This is a genomic window from Jeotgalicoccus nanhaiensis (assembly GCF_015235105.1).
Taxonomy (GTDB): Bacteria; Bacillota; Bacilli; order Staphylococcales; family Salinicoccaceae; genus Jeotgalicoccus; species Jeotgalicoccus nanhaiensis.
Window position 1 is genome coordinate 67139 of sequence record NZ_JADGLW010000002.1, and the last position, 22195, is coordinate 89333.

Here is a 22195-nt window from a genome sequence, read left to right on the forward strand (position 1 = left end):
CATAGAGCAACCTGCAAGTACTTTGTTAAATCGACAACGTCCTTAGAACAATCTGCAAGTACTTTGTCAAATCAACAACGTCCATAGAACACCAACACCAACCACCCATCGCCCAAAAGAAAAACACCGGCACTCAATCTGCCGGTGTTTCACTCTAAATCTGCTCAGCCATAAACTGAACTGCGCGTTCGTATATTTTAATATTGTCATCAGATACTTCCTGGTCGAAATTGTGTGTTACCGTATCGACTTCGACAAATTCACTGATCGCCGCAGTTTTCGCAAGTTTTCTGCTGAAAAACACCGGAACATCCGGATCGCCTTTTGCGTGTGCGATAAAGACCGGAGGCAGTGCTGCGAGATCATCATTGGTCAGACGGTATTTATCGGATTCGGTATCGATGCCGAGCGTTTCGGCCCAGTTTCCCAAATGCCGGTAGTATAAATAAAGCAGGTATCTCGGATCAGGGGGTTCGTTCACAGTCGCATAATCCCGTATATTATTCGCTGCCAGTTCTTCTGTGAGCATATTTGATAAATGTTTTTGGTCGTGCGGGAGGTAATTAAAGTCGCTGTGGGTAAAGTTAAAATAGCCGTAAAAGTCTATCACACCGGCGATGTCGAAGTCCCGCGCCGTGATTAAACTTAAGTAACCGCCTGCCGATCTTCCCATAATATATACATTACCGTGTTTCAAAGATGCCGCGAAGTGATATATGTGATGTAAGTCGGTAAAGATATCGTCGATATCAGATTCCGGCGCTAATCTGTAATCGGCAGTCAGCACATGGAATTTTTGTCTGAGTACTGCTGTATATTCTGAAGGGAGGTCCGTTCTTTCTCCGAATACAAGTCCGCCGCCGTGTAAATAAATCAAAGTGCCGAGCACGTCCGATTCATTCTGTGCGGTGCTTTCATACAGATTGCCAGAAAGAGTGTAAGTGTCAGTTTCTTTTATAGTTACTGCTGTCATAGGTTTAAGCCTCCTTTATTTACTTGTACTATTATACAGGCTAATGAATTTTTGTGTATTTGTCTAAAGTGAATAATTTGAAAAATAATGATTGTTGGAACTGTCAATGCCCGAGGAGGCAATTAAATCTATAATTATAAGTGAAATAATATGAGTGGAGTGGATAAAATAATGGATATTCGTGAAACCTTTCTAAAACTGGACAAACAGTTTACAAGTTACGGCGGCTTAGATCCGCGCGGAATTACACGTTTACTATATTCTGAAGAATGGCGTCAGGCAGTCGGTGCACTGCAGGATATCTTCAAAGAGAATGGTCTGGAAGTTTCCAGCGATGCAATCGGTAACGTTTCAGGCCGTTTAATCGGAAGTGAATTCCCGGATGAGACAATCATGAGCGGTTCGCACATTGATACAGTCGTTGAAGGGGGCCACCTTGACGGTCAATTCGGTATTTTAAGTGCTTTGATTGCTACACTTTACCTGAAAGAAAAATACGGTCAGCCGAAACGCACGCTCGAAGTGCTGTCGATTGCTGAAGAAGAAGGATCACGCTTCCCTTATACTTTCTGGGGTGTTAAAAACTTCTTCAACCTGCAGAATAATGACGATGTTAAAGACATTACAGATGACGAAGGTATTAAATTCGTCGATGCAATGAGAGACTCAGGATTTGATTTTAGAACAGACGATAAAGTCCGCGATGATATTAAAGCTTTCATTGAAGTTCACATCGAGCAGGGCCAGATCTTAGAAAAAGAAGAAAAACAAATTGGTGTAGTTACTGGTATCGTCGGTCAAAAACGCTACACAATTAACTTAAAAGGTGAAGCAAACCACGCAGGTACAACTCCGATGGGCTACCGTAAAGATGCGGTTGTAGCATTCACTGAAATCGCACAGACTTTAGTTCAAAAAGCACGCGAAATCGGCGACCCGCTCGTTGTTACTTTCGGCAGTGTTAAACCGGTTCCTGGTGTCGTAAACGTTGTTCCTGGTGAAGTTGAATTCTCCGTGGATACTCGTCATATCGATGAAGAAGAACTGAATGCATTTGCGAAAACTGTAGAATCGACAATTAATGAAGTTGCTGATAAATACGGTATGACTGCAGATATCAACCTGTGGATGGAACAGTCTCCAGGACTGATGGATGAGTCAATCGTCAAAATGATTGAAGAATCAGCTGAAAAAGTAGTTGGAGATTCTTACAAAGTAATGCCTTCAGGTGCCGGTCATGATGCACAGATCTTCGCAGGCTATATGCCGACAGGAATGCTTTTCGTTCCTTCAATCGGAGGCATCTCGCATAATGTGGAAGAAGAAACTGATATTGACGACCTCGTTAATGGTATTGAAGTACTGGCAGAAACTCTTTACAAATTAGCGTATTAATCAGCGGTTAAAGATTTTTATAAAATATTCGGATACTAAGAAAGGGAGATATAATAATGGGTTACTTAAACCATCAGCAGGGATACAGAGAAGGATTACTTGAAACACGTTCAATCGTTAAAAAGGATGAGTTCGCGGTACTTACTCCGGACGGACTTGTAAATAACGTCGTACCTGGATTTGACGACTGCGACATGTCAATCCTCGGTTCACCGCGCATGGGCGCACGCTTTGTCGACTATTTAGTTACTGTTAAAAACCAGGGCGGAAACACTCAAGGTTTCGGCGGAGACGGAGTACAAACTTTCATGTATGTAGTATACGGAAACGTTACTGCAACAGTTGACGGTGAAACTTACGAATTATCAGAAGGCGGATATGTTTACGTTCCACCTCACCTTGAACTGACTTTTGTTAACAATAATAACGGTGAAGACAGCCGTCTTTTCCTTTACAAAAAACGTTACCAGGAAGCTAAAGGTGTCGGCAAACCTGAAATCGTTACAGGCAATGTAAATGACATTCAGGCTAAAGCTTACGAAGGAATGGACGAAGTGCTTGTACAGGACCTTCTTCCTGCAGATATTGCTTACGACATGAACTTCCACATCCTGTCATTTAAACCGGGTGCTTCACACGGTTATATCGAAACTCACGTACAGGAACACGGCGCTTATGTGTTAAGCGGACGCGGAATGTACAATCTTGATAACAACTGGATGCCTGTTGATAAAGGCGACTACATCTTTATGGGTGCTTATGCGCTGCAGGCAACTTATGCAGTTGGTCTCGATGAGTCATTCTCATATATTTACTCTAAAGATGCCAACAGAGACGTTGAAATTTAATTAAACTATTCAGGAGGCAACGATATGTCAGAACAACTGGTAATTTCGAATTCATCTGAACTTCGCCGGTTATTTAAAGAAAAACTGATGCTGAATGGTATGCCGGAAGCTTACGCTGATCGTGCCGCAGACGTCCTCGTCTGGGCAGATGAGCGCGGTATTCATTCCCACGGCTCAGTGCGCATGCAGTATTATTCTGAACGCTGCGCAAAAGGCGGCTTCAATAACGATCCGGAACTTAAGTTTGAGAAAACCGGACCGTCAACTGGTGTCTACCACGGCGATAACGCTGTCGGCCACTACGTTGCATATGAAGCGATGGAAGAAGCGATTAACCTCGCTAAAGAATCCGGTATCGGTGCAGTCGGCGTCAGCGAAATGAGCCACTCAGGTGCTATCGGCTATTTCGTACAAAAAGCAGCAGAACAAGGTATGGTGGCTTTATCAGTCTGCCAGTCAGACCCGATGGTTGTACCTTTTGGCGGCTCTGAACCGTACTTCGGTACGAACCCGATTGCTTTCGCTGCACCGCGCAAAAACGATACACCAATCGTTTTTGATATGGCAACAACAGTGCAGGCCTGGGGTAAAATCCTCGATGCACGCAGCAAGAACAAAGACATTCCTGACACATGGGCTGTTGATAAAGACGGCAACCCGACGACCGACCCGTACGCAGTAAATGCACTGCTTCCGGTAGCAGGTCCTAAAGGTTACGGCCTGATGATGATCGTGGACATTTTAGCGGGAAGCCTGCTCGGCTTAAACCACGGTAAGCACGTTACAAGCATGTACAAAGACTTGAGCGAGTACCGCCGTCTCGGACAGTTCCACCTCGTTATCAATCCTGACTTCTTCAGTTCAAGAGAAGCGATGGAAGAAAAAATGGATACGATGGTTGACGAACTTCACGGCAACAAACCGGCAACAGGATTTGACCAGGTATACTACCCGGGTGAATTAATGGAAGCGACGAAAGCTGAATACGAAAAATCAGGTATTCCGATTCCGGAAGACATCATGGAGTATTTAAAATCGGATACACCATATTAAAAGGTGAGGTTTTGTAAATGCGCGTATCAAAAGAAGAATTATTCAACTTAATGAAAGATAAACTTCAAAAAGCAGGCTTAAAAGAAGATGCGGCGGCTGATATTAGTGATGTTTTAACATTTGCTGACCACCGCGGCATTCATTCCCACGGTGCAGTGCGCGTCGAATACTATGCAGAACGTATTGCCAAAGGCGGTATTACCAACGACCCGGAATATAAATTTGAAAAGACCGGCCCGTCAACAGCTATATTAGATGGTGACAACGGTCCAGGCCATCAAGTTGCAAAACAGGGTATGGAGCGCGCTATTGAAATCGCACGGGATAATGGTGTCGCTGTCGTCGGCATGACGAACATTTCCCACTCCGGTGCTCTCGGCTACTTCGTTGAACAGGCGGCAAAAGAGGACATGGTGGCAATTTCTGTCTGCCAGTCCGATCCGATGGTTGTGCCTTTCGGCGGCACAGAGCCGTACTTCGGTACGAATCCAATCGCCTTCAGTGCACCGACCAATGACGAGCGTATTATTACGTTCGACATGGCAACGACAGTGCAGGCCTGGGGTAAAGTGCTCGACGCCCGTTCTAAAGGCAATGATATTCCGGATACTTGGGCTGTTAACGATAAAGGTGAACCGACGACAAACTCAAGAGACGTTCACGCCCTCGTTCCTGTAGCAGGACCGAAAGGCTACGGCCTCATGATGATGGTCGATATCCTTTCAGGCAGTCTCTTAGGTCTGCCGCACGGAGTGCATGTATCGAGCATGTACAAAGACTTAACGGCAGGCAGACAGCTTGGCCAGCTTCATATCGTGATTAATCCGGCTTACTTTACGGATGTTGATCAGTTTAAGCGTCAGCTGTCGACTATGCTTGACGAACTGAAAGAACAGACACCGGCACCAGGATTTACAGAAGTCAATTATCCGGGAGAACGCGGCAAGATGCGTGCGGATAAGTACGATGAAGAAGGCATAGAAATTGTCGATGAAATTTATGACTACCTCGTGAGTGACGATATTCATTTTGATCGCTACCACGGCAAAAACAGATTTGCAGAATAAATATTAATGGAGGTACATGATGTTATATACAATTATTAAAGAAAATACGTATCAGGATTCTATCGTATTAATGCTTTTAAGCCAGAAATTAAGCGCTATGGACGGCGTGAACAAAGCATCAGTTATGATGGGAACGCCTGCTAACAAAGACATTTTTAAAGGTGCAGGACTCGGTACTCCGGAACTTGAAACAGCAAGTGCCAACGATATCGCTATCGTAATCGATACTGAAGACGAATCAAAAGTTGATGAAGTGAACGAAGCAGTTGATACTGAACTTGCAGGCGGAGGCGGTTCTGACGAGTCTGCTAAGAGCAGTGAAGCTCACAACTGGAAACGCGCGCTTGAACTTGCAAACAATCCGAACCTTGCAATGATTTCAATTCCCGGCACATACGCTGCTATGGAAGCTGAAAACGCACTTCATAACGGATTGCACGTATTCATGTTCAGTGACAACGTGGCAAAAGAAGACGAAGTTCGTCTGAAAGAACTTGCACACGATAAAGGATTATTAGTAATGGGTCCTGACTGCGGTACAGGAATTATCCACAGCGTGCCGTTGGCATTTACAAACACAGTTGCTGAAGGCGACATCGGTGTCGTAGGTGCATCAGGTACAGGAATTCAGGAAGTTACTACTATTATCGACCGTATGGGCAAAGGTGTAACGAACGCTATCGGTACAGGCGGACGCGACTTATCTACAGAAGTTGGCGCTGTAACTATGCTCGACAGCATTAAAGCGTTAAACCAGGATCCTAAAGTTAAGGTCATCACTGTTATTTCTAAGCCGCCGGCTAAAGAAGTACAGGAAAAAGTAGAAAGCTTACTGCGGAGCATTGACAAACCAGTCGTTGCTTTATTCCTTGGTAACAAACCTGAATATCAGGAAGAAGAAATTTATCACGCTTACACTCTTGAAGAAGCTGCAGTTGCATCAGTTCAGCTGTCAAATGGTGAGAAAGTTAACTTCACACCTTCAGCTCTCGACAACATTAAAGCGGACTTCGACGAAAATCAAAAAGGCATCAAAGCTTACTACTCAGGCGGTACGCTTGCAAGTGAAGCAGCGATGATGATTAAACATTCACTTGGTGAAGAAGAAATTAAAGATGAAGGTTTCACTTATAAATCTGCATCACATGAAGTTATCGACCTTGGTGATGACATGTACACACAAGGTAAGCCTCACCCGATGATCGACCCTGAAAAACGTATTGAGAAACTAGAAACATCTGCTGACAGTGAAGATACTGCAGTTATTATGCTCGACAACGTTATCGGTTACGGTTCACATGCCGACATGGCTTCTGAACTTGCTCCGACAATTAAACGCATTACTGACAAAGCAGCTTCAGAAGAGCGTTCATTAGTCGTTCTAGCAACTGTAGTCGGTACTGACAAAGATGCACAGGGCTATGATAAACAGCGCCAGATTTTAGAAGAAGCAGGTGCGGTAATCTGTGATACTAACGATCAGATGGTCCGTACAGCAATCGAATTAATCGGCGGCAAAGTCGTTCAGCCTGAACTTGAAATCAAAACATTCGACAAAGGTACTGAAGACCTGTCTGTAGACGATAAAATGATGAGTCTGATTTCTAACAAACCGAGCGTAATCAACATCGGTCTGAAGAGCTTCACTGAAGCAGTAGAAAACAGCGGAGCTGAAGTTGTTCAGTTCAACTGGCGTCCAGTTGCCGGCGGCGATGAGAAGCTTATGAAAGTACTTCAATTCTTAAACAATTATGAAGGAGAGAATGTATAATGGCTTACCAAACTATAGATGAAGCAAACAAAGCAGTCGTACAGAAAATGATTGGCTCAGCACCTTTCTTAACAGATGTTGTACCTGCACACACTGTAATTCCGGAACTGACTGAGCATGTATTATTACATGCCGGTCCTCCGATTAAATATGAAAACATGACTGACCCTATGCAGGGTTCATGTGTCGGTGCTATTCTTTTTGAAGGATGGGCAGACGACGAGCAGGGTGCACGTGAATTGCTGGAAAACGGCAAAATCACTTTCATCCCTTGTCACCACGTAAATGCAGTAGGGCCAATGGGCGGTATTACTTCAATGAACATGCCTGTTGTAGTTGTCGTTAACAAAGAACACGGCAACGAAGCTTACTGTACTTTAAACGAAGGTATCGGTGCGGTTCTCCGTTTCGGTTCTTACAGCGACCAGGTTCTTACACGTCTTCACTGGATGAAAGATGTACTTGGCCCGGTATTATCAAAAGCGCTTAAAACTATGGACGAAGGTTTAAACGTCAACGTTTTAGTTGCTAAAGCGATCGCTATGGGCGACGAATTCCACCAGAGAAATATCGCAGCTTCACTGGCTTTCCTTAAAGAAGTTGCTCCGGCAATTACAAGCCTTGAAGATGTTGAATTAGAAAAACGCGAAGAAGTTATGCAGTTCCTTGCTGACACTGACCAGTTCTTCTTAAACGTGGCAATGGCAACAGGTAAAGCAATGACTGATGCTGCGCGTACAATTGAACATGGTACAATCGTTACAGCAATGTGCCGTAACGGTGAAAACTTCGGTATCCGTATCGCAGGTATGGGTGATGAGTGGTTCACAGCACCGGTAAACACACCTCAAGGTCTGTACTTCACAGGTTACTCAGCTGAAGATGCAAACACGGATATCGGTGACTCTGCTATTACTGAAACAATCGGTGTCGGCGGTATGGCGATGATTGCAGCACCTGCTGTTACTCGCTTTGTCGGTTCAGGCGGTTTCAACGATGCACTTGAAACAAGCAATAACATGGCTGAAATTACAGAACAGGAAAACCCTAACTTCATTATCCCGACTTGGGACTTTAAAGGTGCACCAACAGGAATCGATGCACGTAAAGTAGTTGAATCAGGAATCCTTCCGGTAATTAACACAGGTATTGCACACAAAGTTGCAGGATTTGGTCAGATTGGTGCCGGTACAGTTAACCCGCCGATCGAATGTTTCGAAAAAGCAATTACAGCTTATGCTGAAAAACTCGGGTTTAATGCATAAATGATATATGAGTCAAGTGCGATCGGAGAGATCGCACTTTCCTTGTTACAAACAAACAAAGCAATGCGTGTGCACAGTATTTTTAACAATGGCTTTAATATTGTTAATGACAAGAATGAGTTAATCTTTATCGGAACAAATAAAAATGGTTATTTTCCATTTGGAATTACGATAGATCAATATACAATTCATCACATCAAAGAAACGCTTAAAATCAATGACACCGTCAGGCTGACGAAGAATGGCGTGAATCACAATGATTTTATGCTGATGGTAAATAAGGCCGAACTGTATGCTTATAAAGAAGTGACAGAACAGGCTGATATCAGTACAATTAAAAAAGTTGTCGATAACTATGACTTTACAGATTATGCCGAGGGCGATTTCAATCCCGAAAAGCTTTCGTCGATAATCGATGATCTTGCTGATGACAGTGCGGATTTTCCGCTCGCATATTTAGCGGGACGGGGCATCGGGCTGACGCCGTCAGGCGACGATATTATTACAGGTATTCTGTATGTCGATAAGCTCCAGCCGTTTATCGCCGAGAAGCATCTCTTTGAACTGGATCAGTATATTAGTCAAACGGTAACGACAATTGTCAGCGAAAACTTTATTAAACTGGCGTTAAAAGGAATATTCAGTACACGTATTACAGCAATTGGCAATGAGCCGTCACAGGAAAGTGTCGATGAACTGCTTGAGCTCGGCTCAAGTTCAGGGCGCGACACGCTGTACGGTATTTATATGACACTAAATAGGAGATGAAAGAATGGGTAAAAAAGTAGTATTAGCTTTAGGCGGAAACGCAATTTTACAGCCTAAACAGGAAGCAACATTTGAAAACCAGTACCAGAACGTAGTTAATGCGGCAAACCGCATGGTTGAAATTTCAGAAGCAGGCCACAAAATCGTAGTTACACACGGTAACGGTCCGCAGGTCGGCAACATCATCGCTCAAAACGAAGCGGCAAAAGAAGAAATACCAGCAATGCCGATTTTCGTCAACAATGCTGAATCTCAAGGTATGATCGGCTACATGATGGAATCTGCTCTTAAAAACAGACTGGCTGAAGGCGACGACAAAACAAACGTTGTTACACTGCTTACAATGGTAGAAGTCGACAAAGACGACAAAGCTTTCGACAATCCGACTAAACCTGTCGGCGTATTCTTCACAGAAGAAGAAGCTAAAAAAATGACTGAAGAAAAAGGCTATCAGATGTCTGAAGACGCAGGCCGCGGATTCAGACGTGTTGTACCTTCTCCTGAACCAAAAGTCATCCACGGTGTTGAAGAAATCAAAACACTGATTGAAACATCACTCGTTGTATCATCAGGCGGCGGCGGTATTCCTATTTACCGCGACGACAAAGGTCAAATCCACGGCGTTGAAGCTGTAATCGATAAAGACCGTTCAGGCTTAAAACTTGCGGAACAGACTGAAGCTGACGTATTCATGATGCTGACAGACGTTCCTAACGTTTATATTAACTTCGGTAAAGAAAACGAGCAGAAGCTTGAAGAGATTACTGTTGAAGAAGCTGAAAAACACGTTGCTGACGGACAATTCCCGGCAGGTTCTATGCTTCCTAAAATCGAAGCGGCAATCGCATTCGCTAAACACGAAGGCAAAGAAGGCATCATCTGTTCATTAGATGAAGCAGTACTTGCACTTGAAGGTAAAGCGGGTACAAGAATTAAATTATAAGGTATGCAAAAAGCGGTGAAGACTGAGTCTTCACCGCTTTTTTGTGCTGTCTTATAATAATTTTTTGGTCGTATTTTTATTCATTATCCATCTGACCAGAAGGCCGATACCGATGAGTACACCTGCATAGCCGAAAATCGGATAGAAGAAATTAACGAGATCTACAAAGCCGATAAACGTTAAAATGTAGCCGATAACAAGAGATGTAACCAGCCAGATTTTATATTTTTTGGAATAAGGTTTTGTAAAACGCGCTAAAAATGCATACAGCAGACCGACGACAGTGTTGTAAATCAGTAAAATAATAATAATCGAGAATATAGTCCCGAAGACCGGATGAATGGCATTTGCCATAACAAGTGTCGGCAGTGCTACGCGGTTTGCCTCATCCAGTACTGCAAGCATTCCGGCATTGAGCAGAAACAGCATAATAAGAAATATTATTCCGCCGTAGACTGCGCCTCGCCGTGCGATAAATTGTTTATCAGCATCAGCTCCCATAATGGACAGAAAGCTGAAAGCGACACCGATAACGACGCCTGAGTAGGTGATTGCATCGAACCACCAGAGACCTGTCGGTGTACGGCTGATATCTGCAGCCTGGTTCACCTCGCTGAGGACGACTTCCGGATTGAAAATATTAACCAGTGAAATGATTAATACTGCAATAATTAAAAACGGTGTCACTGCACCAAGTACAGTAACAATTTTGTCGAAATCCAAAAGCAGTGTGAAGAACACTAAAAATAACAGCACGATGGAACCAATCCAAGGTTCGAGACCGAAACTTTCTTCAAAAGCTGAACCGCTTCCCGCAATCATTATAATTGCAATCCCATACATAAAAAAAGCAAAGATATAATCGACCAATGTACCTGCAGTTTTCCCAAACAATTTATGTAATGGTACTTCATGAGAAACTACATCGTATCTGTATCCAAGCTTGGCAGTCTGCCTGCTCATAAATAATACGCAGATTGCAGCAACCGCTACACCTGCAAAACTCCAGAGGCCAAAACTGGTAAAGAACTGTAAAACTTCCTGACCGGTAGAGAACCCCGCGCCTACAACAATTCCCGTATAGGCAAAAGCAAATTTAATTGCATCTTTTTGTGCTTGCACAAAAATCTCCTCCTAAATTAGTAACACAAGTGAACATACTAACACAGTTGGGCTTTTAAAATAACCGTAAATGTGTAATAAGTAATATATAATTTAGTGGTAATTTCTGTAATTATATTTCAGTGGTGGTATTGATACAGTTTTGCAATTTTTGTAAGTTGTTTGGCTTTTATGATTTTTGTGGAGCATTTTGCTGTATAACTGAAATAAGCAAATTTATATTGGAGGCGGATAAATGTTCTTGAACCCGAGACTTAAATCCCATGATTTATTATTTTACGATGCGCTTGAAAAAAGGACCGAATTAACGAAGCACGAAAACAGAAGACATGCTGCAGCGTTGAAAGGTTTTGAGGGCGAGTGTTTATACGATGAGATTTTTAATGATGTCGGACACGACGATGTCTTAGTTTACCGGGACCTTTATCTTAAAATTGGAGAATCAGTTACCCAGTACGATGCGCTCGTCATTGATGATGAAGGAATCGTTGTAAACGAGATAAAAAACTACACGGGAGATTACAAGGTGGAAGGCGGTGACTGGTACCGCGCCGGCCGGAGGATAACAGAAGATCCGGTCGCTCAGCTAAACCGTGCCGTCGGAAAACTGATCGGCTTGAGGAATACTGCTAACAGCAGCTTTCGGGTCAGCGGTAAACTGATTTTCCCGAGCGATGATTTTTATCTTCATACTGACGACAATTCTATTTGGAGTAAAATTGTTGTGCGTTCCGATTTAAGAAGATATTTCAGGCAGTTCCGGGGCGGGAAAATCGGTAATAAATCCCAATTCATAGTCCGGCTTTTGAGTGAACAAATCGCAGAAAATCCTTATTTTAAAAGTGATGTTGATGAGACGCGGCTGAGGAAGGGAGTGTACTGCGAACAATGTAGCAGTTATATCTTGTTAAAAACACGTTTTCATTTCACTTGTACAGAATGTCAAAGTAAAATGACTAACGAAACACTTCTATTACGTGCACTTAGTGATTATAAGTATCTTTTTTATGGAAAACCAATGACGAGAGTTTCATTTATGAACTTTATCGGACACAGTCTAACATTTAAAGTTGTATACAGAATTTTATTAAAGCATTGTTACGTGGATAGAAAAGGAAAGAAAACGACATATACTTTTAAGTATCGTAATTTTGAAGAGGCAATGTCGAAAGCGGAGCTGTACTTTAAATATAAAGACCATTTGAAGGGCTGAGCTGATTGTTGGATTCCCATGCGGTTTTGACATGGGCAACGAGCAGCGTTTGGATTCCCATGTAGTTTTGACATGGGCAACTAACAGCGTTTGGATTCCCATATAGTTTTCACATGGGCAACGAGCGGCCTTTGGATTCCCATGTGACTTTGACATGGGCAACCAACAGCGTTTGGATTCCCATGTAGTTTTGACATGGGCAACCAACAGCGTTTGAATTCCCATGTAGATTTCACATAGGCAACCAGCAGCGTTTGAATTCCCATGTGACTTTGACATGGGCAACCAACAGCGTTTGAATTCCCATGTAGCTTTCACATAGGCAACCAAGAACACGAACCACCACACCCACCCAACACAAACACCCCATCCACACAAGGCGGATGGGGGTTTATCTTCTTTCACATCATCTAAAGCAGTTTTTTTTTCGTATTTTTGTTCATGATCCAGCGGATGAACAGCGAAAGTGAGATTGCGAGTCCGATATAGCCGAGGATCGGGTAAACAATATTGACAAGTTCGACGAATCCGACATTGGCTATGATAAAGGCTGCGATAAGCGAGACGACCAGCATAATTTTATACTTTCCGGAATAAGCAGTGGTGAAGCGGGTCAGGAATGGGTACATTAATCCGACTACTGAATTGTAAATCAGCAGAATGATAATGATTGAATAGACCGCCCCGAGCCACGGTGCCATATTGTCCGCCATTTCCATGGCCGGCAGCGGCACCTCGTTTGCTGTCGGCATTATTGACAGCACGCCGACATTGACGAGCAGCATTAACAGCATAATAATCAGTCCGCCATATATTGCACCGCGGCGGGCAATTGCGTGTCTCTGAGCTTCAGATCCCATAATCGATAAAAAGCTGAATGCTGTCGCGAGCGCAAGTCCCGCATAAGTAATTGCATCGAACCACCAGAATGAACTTGGGGTGCGTGACGGTTCCACATAGTTATTAACCTCAGAGTAGGGAACGTATGGATTTAGTATGTTGTAACCGGTTATAATGACTACTGCGATAATTAAAAGCGGTGTAATCCCGCCTATGATATTGACGATTTTATCGAAGTCGAGCAGCAGTGTGCCGAATGTTAATAGTATAAGAATCAGCACGCCGAGCTGCGGATGTATTCCGAATGCCTGGTTAAAAGTTGCTCCGCTTCCCGCAATCATTACAACTGCGATGCCGTATAAAAAGAATATTAAAACGTAATCGATGACCAGGCCGAGTTTGGCACCGAATAGAACCCTGAGCGGCGTTTCATGTGACTCGGCATTCAATCTGAAGCCGAGTTTTGCCGCCTGTCTGCCGACGAACATTAAAATTAGCGCCGCCAGTATAATTCCTAAAATACTGACCAGTCCGTGACTGGCAAAAAACTGCAGTACTTCCTGTCCTGTTGAGAATCCGGCTCCGACGATGATTCCGGCATATGCAAAGCCCATTCGCCATGAAGCACGGTTTTTACCTTGTGACATAATTTCATCTCCTGTATGTTGTTTACATAACTTATATAAACTATTAGAAAAAAGATAAACATTATAAGCGAAAAAGATATAAAAAAAATCCTGCAGCTGCCGGGAGGCAGTCACAGGATTAATCATCTTATTCATCTTCATTATCCGACAATTTTTCAGCCAGCTTTCGTGCTTTAAGTTTTAAAAATACCCAGCGAATAGTCAGCATTACTCCGATAGTCATGCCGACATAACCAAACAGCGGGTAAATAATATTAACGAGTTCGACGAATCCGACGTAAGTGCCGAAGTAGCCGATAATCAGCGAGGCGGCCAGCAGCATTTTGTATTTACCTGTCCCGGGTTTTGTAAAACGCGCGAGGAAAGGAAATAAAAAGCCGACGATAGAATTATAAATTAATAATATAATAATTACCGAGTAGGCGGTACCGAGCCATGGTGACACATTTACTGCCATCTGCATCGTAGGTAGGGCCACGTCGTAAGCATTCGGTATGATTGACAGCACCCCGAAGTTTATCAGAAGCATTAACAGCGTGATTAAGAGTCCGCCGTAAACCGCACCGCGTCTGACGATAGATTGGCGGGCGGATTCAGATCCCATTATTGATAAAAAGCTGAAAGCTGTTGCCAGCGTAAAGCCGGCATAAGTAATAGCATCAAACCACCAGAAACCAGTCGGTGTTCGTGATACATCGTTATACTGATTTACTTCCGACAGCGGGACCATCGGATTCAATATGTTATACCCTGCAATAAAAAACATTGCAATGACGAGCACCGGGGTAATGACGCCGATTATGGATACTATTTTATCAAAATCCATTAATAATGTAATAAAAGCAAGTATAATCAGAATGATTGCTCCAACTTGCGGATGAATGCCAAAACCTTCGTTGAAAGTTGCGCCGCTTCCTGCGATCATCACGATAGCGAGACCGTATAAGAAGAAGGCGAGGATAATATCAACGACGAGTCCGAGTTTTTTCCCGAACAAGGTATTCAGCGGCAGAACGTGGGATTCAGCGTGTGTCGAGTATCCGAGTTTTGCCGCCTGGCGTCCAATAAACATTACTGCGAGTCCCGTTAAAATAACTCCGATAAAACTGATAAGTCCATAACTTGCGAAAAACTGAAGCACTTCCTGTCCTGTTGCAAAGCCGGCACCGACAACGATACCGGTATATGCAAAGGCATATTTCCAGGAAGCGCGACTTTTACCATTTGCCATGATTCCAACTCCTATTTCTGTATGCTACTGATTATACCCTTTTTTATAAAAACATAACAAAAAATTTCCTGTTGTATCAAACGGAGTATTCCGTTATGCAAGATTTCCTGCGTATAGTATACTCAGGTACTAGAGATTAAGTTTGATCGTTTGTTTTGAGAGGAGAATTTTAAATGTATAAAGGCTTTAATTTTACACATGACTATAAAGCGCTGCCGCGAACTTTCTGGTCTCCTTACGAACCCGAAGAGTCTGAGGCGCCGAAAGTTGTTCTTTTTAATAACCACATGGCAAGACTGCTTGAACTGGATGAGCATGCACTTGAAGACGATGCTGAGTTTTTCAGCGGCAACCGTCTGCCGGAATCAGCAGAACCGATTGCACAAGCCTACATGGGACATCAATTCGGTATATTGAACATGCTCGGTGACGGACGGAACGTCCTCTTAGGAGAGCATAACACAGATGGAGAAAAATACGACATTGTTCTAAAAGGTTCCGGGGCAACGAAATATTCGCGTCAGGGCGACGGCCGGGCGCCGATTGATTCGATGCTGCGCGAATATATTATCAGCGAGTATATGGCGAATATCGGTATTTCTACGACACGTTCGCTTTCTGTCGTTGATACTGGGGAAAAACTGACCCGGCAAAAAGTAACGCCGAGCGGCATTTTGACCCGAGTCGCGAGTTCTCATATCAGAGTCGGCACTTTTGAATATGCCGTGCGCCAGTCGAAAGATGACTTAAAGGCACTTGCGGACTTCGCTATTGAACGGCACTATCCATATTTGTCCGCGCTTGAAGAAGATAAAAAGTATCTCTTATTTTACGACCATGTCGTGCGGAAGCAGGCAGAACTGATTGCACAGTGGCAGGCTGTCGGTTTTATTCATGGAGTGATGAACACGGATAACATTTCAATTTCAGGCGAAACGCTTGATTATGGTCCCTGTGCCTTTATGGATGTTTATAATCCGGATACATTTTTCAGTTCAATTGATACCGGCGGACGCTACCGGTACAAAAATCAGCCGCCGATCGGGCAGTGGGATTTAGGCAAGCTCGGAGAAGCGCTGTGTCCGCTGTTTAACAGCTCCGAAGAAGAAGCGGTGCAGGCCGCCCAGACAGTGCTTGATAAGTATCCTCAGTATTATAATAGAAAGTATATTTCACTGATGGGCGACAAGCTCGGAATACTGGATCTGGATTATGAAGAGCAGTATGATGTACAGCTGGTCGATGATCTGCTTCGCTTTATGTTTAAATATGAAGCGGATTACACACGCACCTTCCGGGACCTTTATCTGACGAATTACGATAAACTGCCGATGTTTAACGATAGTGACTTTATTAACTGGTTTGAACAGTATCAGGCGAGAAAGAAAGCTCAGAGTGCAAAAAAAGAAGAAATTTATATCGCGATGAATGCGGCGAATCCGAGTTTTATTCCGCGAAATCATCTGGTTCAAAAATCATTGGATCTCGCAGTAGAAGGTCATTACGGCGAATTAAAACAGCTGCTGAAAGCTGTATCGAAACCGTTTAATGATAAACTTGGCGGGAAATATACCGATGCACCGGGGGAAGATGATGCTGACCCGAACTTTAAAACATACTGCGGAACATAAAAATAAATTATTTCGGGGACAGAGAAAAGAATGCAGAATTTTTTAGAAGAAGTTATTAATCAGTTTGGCTACGCCGCAATTATAATCCTGATTGCAGTGGAAAATATTTTTCCACCGATACCTTCGGAAGTTATTTTAACATTTGGCGGTTTTATGACTGCAGCATCTAATATGTCAGTAACCGGTGTGATTGCTGCTTCGACGGCAGGCTCCGTCGGCGGGGCGGTCGTGCTGTATTACATCGGCGGTATCCTCGGGCTTGAACGGATGAAGCGGATAATCTTAAAATACGGCAAATGGCTGCGCCTGACGACAGCGGATGTAGACAAGTCGTATGCCTGGTTTGATAAGTACGGTCCCTGGACTGTATTTTTCTGCAGATTTATTCCCTTGATCAGAAGTCTGATTTCGATTCCTGCCGGAATGAGTAAAATGAAGATGCCGAAGTTTTTACTGCTGACCACAGCGGGGACGCTCATCTGGAATACGGTGCTGGTCAATCTCGGTGCTTCAGTCGGAGAGAACTGGGAAGATATTACAGGAGTTATGGATGTGTATTCGAATATTGTTTACGCAATCCTTGTGATTTTAGCTCTTGCCTTCTTAGCTTGGCTCTTTTACTTCAGGCCAAAGAAAAAAGTGAAATAAAAAAAGGAGAAATCACCATCCGGTGATCTCTCCTTTTTAGTTTACTGTTTTTCATAGCCGGCGAAGAGGGTGACGACCATGTCGAGCACGGGTGTGTGCAGGTCATCGTCCTCTTTCATGTTATAGATAAACTGCTGGATGTGTTCAAACTCCGTAGTGCGGTTAGCCATAACGTCGTAATACATACTCGTGCCCATGTCGCGCGGATAGCTGTAATACATATCCATAGCAGTTTCGGTAAAGTCATCACCAACCTGCACAGCGTCAGTATTGTATTTGTTTACAACGGTTATCGCTTCTTCGAGCAGCTGGCGGGTCAGCTGAACCATCTTATCATCTTCGAATATTTTTGAGGTATTTTTGCTGAGTGCGGTCACCGAGTTAATACCGACATTTATCAGCAGCTTCTCATAGCGTATTTTGTGAAAATCGGAACTTTTAAAGAGTTCGAAATTAACCTGTTGACGAACATTAATCATCGCGATCAGTTCATCGATGTATGTATAGTCTGTTTCCGGCAGAATAATTTTCTGATTGACGAAGTGTTCGATGTAATCGTTATGCTGCTGGCCGCTGATGTAAACAACGGACGGAATCCCGCCTTCGAAGACTGAATCGTAGCCCATGCCGTTCAGTGCATAGACAATTTCCGAATTTTTGTGGGTAATGTTATCAACTGTATCTTTCAGCATTTTAAGTGCCGGGGTCTTTGTCGCGATAAAGACCACATCAAATCGTTCCGATACTTTATTTACATCGTGAACCTGTATTTCATGATATGTTTTTACCCCGTCTTCGAGGATAGTAAAGCCGTCCCTCGGTGTCCGGGCCATTAATGTAAGCTGTACTTTATCAGCGGGCAGTTTAGAAAATTCGCGGGCGATAATACTGCCGACTGCACCCGCACCGATAATACCTATTTTCATATATGTCACTCCGTTTTTATCTTGTATTTGTGGTAAAATAATTATATCTAATTTTAAGAAAGTAGGGAAACTATGAAGTCGACAGCAGATTTAATCAGCATGAAAAACAATGACAGAATAGTGATGGTAACAGCATATGATTACCCTTCTGCAAAACTTGCAGAACAGGCGGATGTGGACGTCATTTTAGTGGGAGATTCACTTGGAATGGTCGTGCTAGGCTACGAATCACCGGTACAGGTGACACTGGACGATATGATTCACCACGCGAAGGCGGCAAGACGCGGTGCAGGGGATACCTTTATCGTCGTTGATATGCCTTTTGGTTCTCATCATACAGATGTAAATGAAGGTATTAAAAACGGCATCAGATTGTATCAGAACAGCGATGCGAATATGATCAAAATGGAAGGCGCCGATTCATTCGATGTTATCCGCGGACTGGTTAAAGCGGGTGTGCCTGTCTGCGGGCATTTAGGATTAACACCGCAGCACTTCGGTATTACAGGCTTTAAAATGCAGGCGGGAGACGCGGAGCAGGCTGAACAGCTGCTTCAGGATGCGAAAGCACTTGAAGCGGCCGGCGCATCGATGATGGTGCTGGAAGCAATTCCGATGGACCTTGCCAAAAAGGTAACGGAATCAGTCAGCATTCCGACGATCGGCATAGGAGCAGGCATTCATACCGACGGCCAGGTGCTCGTTTATCACGATCTTCTGCAGTACGGCAGCGACCGTCTGCCGAAATTCGTTAAACCGTATGCGGATATAAATTCAGTTGCTGTTGAGGGGCTCACGAACTACCGGAACGAAGTGAAGAGCAGAATGTTCCCGACAGAGGAAACAACCTATAAGAAACGGGTGTACGAATAAATGCATCATACCGGAAGTATTAAAGAAGTCAGAAGACTTTTAGACAGAGAGAGCGGTAAAAAAATTGCGCTTGTGCCGACTATGGGCTATCTGCATGAAGGCCACGCAGCGCTGATCGAAGCAGCGAAGCAGCACGCTGACCTTGTGGCAGTCAGTATTTTTGTCAATCCGCTGCAGTTCGGGCCGGAGGAAGATTATGATACTTATCCGCGCGACTTAGAATATGATTTAAACATCTGCCGGGAGCACGGTGTGGATTTTGTTTTCCATCCCGAAGATGATGAAATGTATCCGGAGAGTATGGAATTCACGCTCGGCATTAAAACGATGGCGAATATACTGGACGGGGTGAAGCGCCCGGGCCACTTCGAAGGTGTTGTCACAGTGGTCAGCAAACTGTTTAATATTATCCGGCCGGATATTGCGGTGTTCGGTGAAAAAGACCGCCAGCAGCTGATGGTTATTGAACGCTATGTCCGGGATTTTAATGTGCCGGTTGAGATTATCGGGGTGCCGACAAAGCGAGAAGAGAGCGGCCTTGCGAAAAGTTCCCGCAATGTCAATTTAAGCGGAGATGAATATAAGGAAGCACCGGAAATATATGCAGCCTTATTAAACGCTGCTGAACAAATTAAAAACGGCACTGTCAATACGGATAAAGTGATGTCGTTTATCAGGCTGCATATCGAACAAAAGACAAGCGGCACTGTCGATGACCTCGCGATTTACACAGCGCGCGGACTGGAGCCGCTTGAAAACATCGATCAGGATGTTATTATATTTATTGCAGTGCAATTTGAAAAAGCAAGATTGATTGATAATTTATACGTCAGCATTTAATGGAGGAGTAATATGGCACGGCGGATCGCAGCGTTATTAATATTATATGCAGCCTTGTTCTTTATCGCACCGGCCGTACAATCCTACGATTTCGAGGAAGGTCTGACCGAAGATTATTTTAATTACTGGCTGGAACAGAATGTCATTCCGAATTACGATACGGCAAAAATTGAACAGGTTCACGGAACTCAGGAAACAAACATCGATTATTCGCTGGGTTCTTCGTTCAGGACAGATGAAGAGGCGGTGGTTCATTCCGAATACGAGGGCGACTTTGTTATTATGAACCAGCCGGGAGCCTTTCACATGGTGCTCGTCCGCGACGGCGTTGTGACCGGCGGCTACACTAATTCGGGCGATGTGTCATTCGGAAATATGAGTATTGAAGGAATGAACCGGGATAAGCTGCGTGAAGTATACGGCGAACCAGTCGATTATATCCGTAAACAGTGGAAGCGGCTGAAAGTTGACCATGAAGAATATGATGTCTTCGATGCCGGCAACTACTATGCATATTTCTTTTACGATATACATGAAAACTATAAAGCGAACGGCATGATGATTATAAATAAAGATGAAGTAATTGAAATCAACGATCTTTATAATCATCCTGCGAAGGAAGATAACGAGGAAATGCATTTTAATTTAGTAAATGCAACACGTGCTGAGTATGGTTATTCTCTGCTGGAACGGAATCCTTCTGCAGATCAAGTCGCCTACGGGCACAGCAGTGATATGGCAGAAAATAATTACTTTGATCACGACTCACCCGATGGCCGTACACTTAAAGACAGACTGATAAACGGCTCGGTTGAATTTAGACTGGCAGGGGAAAATATTGCGACCGGCCACACATCGCCGATATTCGCCCATCACAGTTTACTGAACTCTCCGTCACACCGGGTGAATGTACTGAATGATAATTTTAACCATCTAGGTGTCGGCATCGAGTATAACAGTGACAATATACCGTATTATACGGAAAATTATATACAGAAATAATATGGTGTGGCGGTGCACCCGGATTCGATGAATCCGGGTGTTTTTGTTTGTTAACGGGTTGAGAGAATCACAATGGGACGATTTAATTTTTGGTGATGAACAAAATGAAGGCGCCGTGAGTTACTCCGTCATGTATACGAAAATCACGATACATAGTCATGACGGCAGCTCATGCATACGCATTCCCCGATACATAGTCATGACGGCAGCTCATGCATACGCATTCCACGATACGTAGTCATGACGGCAGCTCATGTATATGCATTCCACGATACGTAGTCATGACGGCAGCTCATGTATATGCATTCCACGATACATAGTCATGACACACTCTCATGTATACGAAATTCAAAATACATATACATGACGTACTCTCATGCATACGCAAATCACGATACATATACATGACACACTCTCATGCATACGCAAGCGCCTCCCGCCCAGCACAAAAAAACCGCCCGGGACACATAGTCCCGGGCGGTCAAAATTAATATTATATTAAACAAATTCTCTGAACAGGCCGACGACTTTACCGAGGACGATAACGTTATCGAGGTAGATTGGTTCCATCGAAGTGTTTTCCGGCTGCAGGCGGTAGTAGCCTTTTTCTTTATAGAAGCGTTTAACAGTTGCTTCGTCGTCTTCTGTCATAGCGACGATAATTTCACCGTTGTGCGCGATGTTCTGTTTACGCACGATGACCCGGTCGCCGTCGTGTATACCGGCATCAATCATACTGTCGCCGGCGACATTCAAGAGGAAAATTTCACTGTTATGATTTGCCGTAAAGTGTTCGGGCAGAGGGAAGTACTCTTCGACGTTTTCTACGGCTGTAATAGGCAGACCTGCTGTAACTTTACCGAGCACCGGCACATGAATGACCGGTGAAGCATTGTCATCGGATGCCTGAACGATTTCGATGGCGCGGGGTTTTGTCGGGTCGCGTTTAATATAGCCTTTAGTTTCAAGTTTTGCCAGATGGCCGTGAACCGTTGAACTCGACTGGAGTCCGACGGCATTGCCGATTTCGCGGACACTCGGCGGATAGCCTTTATCATTTACGCTGCGTTTTATATATTGAAAAATATCTTTTTGTCTGTCTGTTAAATCTTTCATAATTTTACCTCCAGCCTTATATT

Annotated in this window: 20 protein-coding genes; 14 read left to right on the plus strand and 6 right to left on the minus strand. The window is 43.8% G+C overall.

Going from position 1 to position 22195, the window contains the following annotated elements; genetic code table 11:
- Window positions 1–154: 154 nt before the first annotated feature.
- On the minus strand, window positions 155–973 hold the full coding sequence (locus tag IR135_RS02530) for an alpha/beta hydrolase (RefSeq protein ID WP_135096452.1): 819 nt from the start codon (window positions 971–973) through the stop codon (window positions 155–157).
- 171 nt (window positions 974–1144) lie between these two features.
- Between IR135_RS02530 and allC the strand changes: the two genes are divergently transcribed.
- From allC to arcC, 8 genes are read left to right on the plus strand one after another with little or no spacing between them, the layout of a single operon-like run.
- A complete protein-coding gene (allC, locus tag IR135_RS02535) occupies window positions 1145–2368 on the plus strand; it encodes an allantoate deiminase (RefSeq protein ID WP_135096453.1) in 1224 nt (407 codons plus the stop codon).
- 56 nt (window positions 2369–2424) lie between these two features.
- Entirely contained in the window at window positions 2425–3216 is a 792-nt protein-coding gene (allE, locus tag IR135_RS02540; RefSeq protein WP_135096455.1) for a (S)-ureidoglycine aminohydrolase, read from the plus strand.
- A gap of 24 nt (window positions 3217–3240) precedes the next feature.
- Window positions 3241–4269, plus strand: a complete 1029-nt coding sequence (allD, locus tag IR135_RS02545; RefSeq protein ID WP_135096457.1) for an ureidoglycolate dehydrogenase — start codon at window positions 3241–3243, stop codon at window positions 4267–4269.
- Between the two features lie 17 nt (window positions 4270–4286).
- A complete protein-coding gene (gene allD, locus IR135_RS02550; protein WP_135096459.1) occupies window positions 4287–5336 on the plus strand; it encodes an ureidoglycolate dehydrogenase in 1050 nt (349 codons plus the stop codon).
- A 19-nt stretch (window positions 5337–5355) separates the two neighbouring features.
- The gene (fdrA, locus tag IR135_RS02555) at window positions 5356–7107 is read left to right on the plus strand and encodes an acyl-CoA synthetase FdrA (protein WP_135096461.1); all 1752 of its coding nucleotides are present in this window, start codon (window positions 5356–5358) and stop codon (window positions 7105–7107) included.
- The gene (locus tag IR135_RS02560) at window positions 7107–8372 is read left to right on the plus strand and encodes a DUF1116 domain-containing protein (protein WP_135096463.1); all 1266 of its coding nucleotides are present in this window, start codon (window positions 7107–7109) and stop codon (window positions 8370–8372) included. Before fdrA ends, IR135_RS02560 begins: the two co-directional genes overlap by 1 nt.
- Window positions 8373–8414: 42 nt before the next feature.
- Window positions 8415–9140 carry a DUF2877 domain-containing protein gene (locus IR135_RS02565; protein ID WP_167753349.1) on the plus strand — a complete coding sequence of 242 codons (726 nt, stop codon included), beginning with the start codon at window positions 8415–8417 and terminating at the stop codon, window positions 9138–9140.
- 4 nt (window positions 9141–9144) lie between these two features.
- Window positions 9145–10083 (plus strand): carbamate kinase, encoded by a 939-nt coding sequence (gene arcC, locus IR135_RS02570; protein ID WP_135096466.1) that lies wholly within the window; start codon window positions 9145–9147, stop codon window positions 10081–10083.
- A 51-nt stretch (window positions 10084–10134) separates the two neighbouring features.
- On the opposite strand, the gene IR135_RS02575 is transcribed toward arcC, so the two are convergent.
- Window positions 10135–11205, minus strand: a complete 1071-nt coding sequence (locus IR135_RS02575; RefSeq protein WP_135096467.1) for a hypothetical protein — start codon at window positions 11203–11205, stop codon at window positions 10135–10137.
- A gap of 235 nt (window positions 11206–11440) precedes the next feature.
- Here IR135_RS02575 and IR135_RS02580 point away from each other — a divergent pair, with 235 nt between their 5' ends.
- The gene (locus tag IR135_RS02580) at window positions 11441–12418 is read left to right on the plus strand and encodes a nuclease-related domain-containing protein (RefSeq protein WP_135096468.1); all 978 of its coding nucleotides are present in this window, start codon (window positions 11441–11443) and stop codon (window positions 12416–12418) included.
- A 410-nt stretch (window positions 12419–12828) separates the two neighbouring features.
- Here IR135_RS02580 and IR135_RS02585 read toward each other — a convergent pair whose 3' ends face one another.
- Window positions 12829–13905: a hypothetical protein gene (locus tag IR135_RS02585; protein ID WP_135096469.1), complete on the minus strand. Its 1077-nt coding sequence runs from the start codon at window positions 13903–13905 to the stop codon at window positions 12829–12831.
- Window positions 13906–14032: 127 nt separating this feature from the next.
- Window positions 14033–15136, minus strand: a complete 1104-nt coding sequence (locus IR135_RS02590) for a hypothetical protein (RefSeq protein WP_135096470.1) — start codon at window positions 15134–15136, stop codon at window positions 14033–14035.
- Between the two features lie 173 nt (window positions 15137–15309).
- Here IR135_RS02590 and IR135_RS02595 point away from each other — a divergent pair, with 173 nt between their 5' ends.
- Window positions 15310–16767: a protein adenylyltransferase SelO gene (locus tag IR135_RS02595; protein WP_135096471.1), complete on the plus strand. Its 1458-nt coding sequence runs from the start codon at window positions 15310–15312 to the stop codon at window positions 16765–16767.
- A 30-nt stretch (window positions 16768–16797) separates the two neighbouring features.
- Window positions 16798–17415 carry a DedA family protein gene (locus IR135_RS02600; RefSeq protein ID WP_135096472.1) on the plus strand — a complete coding sequence of 206 codons (618 nt, stop codon included), beginning with the start codon at window positions 16798–16800 and terminating at the stop codon, window positions 17413–17415.
- Between the two features lie 41 nt (window positions 17416–17456).
- Here the strand turns inward: IR135_RS02600 and IR135_RS02605 are convergent, their stop codons facing one another.
- A complete protein-coding gene (locus IR135_RS02605; RefSeq protein WP_135096473.1) occupies window positions 17457–18341 on the minus strand; it encodes a ketopantoate reductase C-terminal domain-containing protein in 885 nt (294 codons plus the stop codon).
- Between the two features lie 72 nt (window positions 18342–18413).
- On the opposite strand from IR135_RS02605, the gene panB reads away from it, so the two are divergent.
- Genes panB through IR135_RS02620 form a run of 3 tightly spaced genes read left to right on the plus strand, consistent with a single transcriptional unit; the run spans window position 18414 to window position 21056 of the window.
- On the plus strand, window positions 18414–19214 hold the full coding sequence (panB, locus tag IR135_RS02610) for a 3-methyl-2-oxobutanoate hydroxymethyltransferase (protein ID WP_135096474.1): 801 nt from the start codon (window positions 18414–18416) through the stop codon (window positions 19212–19214).
- Window positions 19215–20054 (plus strand): pantoate--beta-alanine ligase, encoded by an 840-nt coding sequence (gene panC / locus IR135_RS02615; RefSeq protein WP_135096475.1) that lies wholly within the window; start codon window positions 19215–19217, stop codon window positions 20052–20054.
- Between the two features lie 12 nt (window positions 20055–20066).
- Window positions 20067–21056 (plus strand): CAP domain-containing protein, encoded by a 990-nt coding sequence (locus IR135_RS02620; RefSeq protein ID WP_135096476.1) that lies wholly within the window; start codon window positions 20067–20069, stop codon window positions 21054–21056.
- Between the two features lie 498 nt (window positions 21057–21554).
- On the opposite strand, the gene lexA is transcribed toward IR135_RS02620, so the two are convergent.
- Entirely contained in the window at window positions 21555–22172 is a 618-nt protein-coding gene (lexA, locus tag IR135_RS02625) for a transcriptional repressor LexA (protein ID WP_115884528.1), read from the minus strand.
- Window positions 22173–22195 lie beyond the last annotated feature (23 nt).

Excerpts from the sequence above, each read along its gene's own strand:
- fdrA (WP_135096461.1), top strand. The coding sequence starts at position 5,356 with ATGTTATATACAATTATTAAAGAAAATACGTATCAGGATTCTATCGTA.
- allD (WP_135096457.1), top strand. The coding sequence starts at position 3,241 with ATGTCAGAACAACTGGTAATTTCGAATTCATCTGAACTTCGCCGGTTA.
- panB (WP_135096474.1), top strand. The coding sequence starts at position 18,414 with ATGAAGTCGACAGCAGATTTAATCAGCATGAAAAACAATGACAGAATA.
- allE (WP_135096455.1), top strand. The coding sequence starts at position 2,425 with ATGGGTTACTTAAACCATCAGCAGGGATACAGAGAAGGATTACTTGAA.
- IR135_RS02530 (WP_135096452.1), bottom strand. The coding sequence starts at position 973 with ATGACAGCAGTAACTATAAAAGAAACTGACACTTACACTCTTTCTGGC.
- IR135_RS02580 (WP_135096468.1), top strand. The coding sequence starts at position 11,441 with ATGTTCTTGAACCCGAGACTTAAATCCCATGATTTATTATTTTACGAT.
- IR135_RS02560 (WP_135096463.1), top strand. The coding sequence starts at position 7,107 with ATGGCTTACCAAACTATAGATGAAGCAAACAAAGCAGTCGTACAGAAA.
- lexA (WP_115884528.1), bottom strand. The coding sequence starts at position 22,172 with ATGAAAGATTTAACAGACAGACAAAAAGATATTTTTCAATATATAAAA.
- allD (WP_135096459.1), top strand. The coding sequence starts at position 4,287 with ATGCGCGTATCAAAAGAAGAATTATTCAACTTAATGAAAGATAAACTT.
- IR135_RS02590 (WP_135096470.1), bottom strand. The coding sequence starts at position 15,136 with ATGGCAAATGGTAAAAGTCGCGCTTCCTGGAAATATGCCTTTGCATAT.
- IR135_RS02605 (WP_135096473.1), bottom strand. The coding sequence starts at position 18,341 with ATGAAAATAGGTATTATCGGTGCGGGTGCAGTCGGCAGTATTATCGCC.
- panC (WP_135096475.1), top strand. The coding sequence starts at position 19,215 with ATGCATCATACCGGAAGTATTAAAGAAGTCAGAAGACTTTTAGACAGA.
- IR135_RS02585 (WP_135096469.1), bottom strand. The coding sequence starts at position 13,905 with ATGTCACAAGGTAAAAACCGTGCTTCATGGCGAATGGGCTTTGCATAT.
- IR135_RS02595 (WP_135096471.1), top strand. The coding sequence starts at position 15,310 with ATGTATAAAGGCTTTAATTTTACACATGACTATAAAGCGCTGCCGCGA.
- arcC (WP_135096466.1), top strand. The coding sequence starts at position 9,145 with ATGGGTAAAAAAGTAGTATTAGCTTTAGGCGGAAACGCAATTTTACAG.
- allC (WP_135096453.1), top strand. The coding sequence starts at position 1,145 with ATGGATATTCGTGAAACCTTTCTAAAACTGGACAAACAGTTTACAAGT.
- IR135_RS02600 (WP_135096472.1), top strand. The coding sequence starts at position 16,798 with ATGCAGAATTTTTTAGAAGAAGTTATTAATCAGTTTGGCTACGCCGCA.
- IR135_RS02620 (WP_135096476.1), top strand. The coding sequence starts at position 20,067 with ATGGCACGGCGGATCGCAGCGTTATTAATATTATATGCAGCCTTGTTC.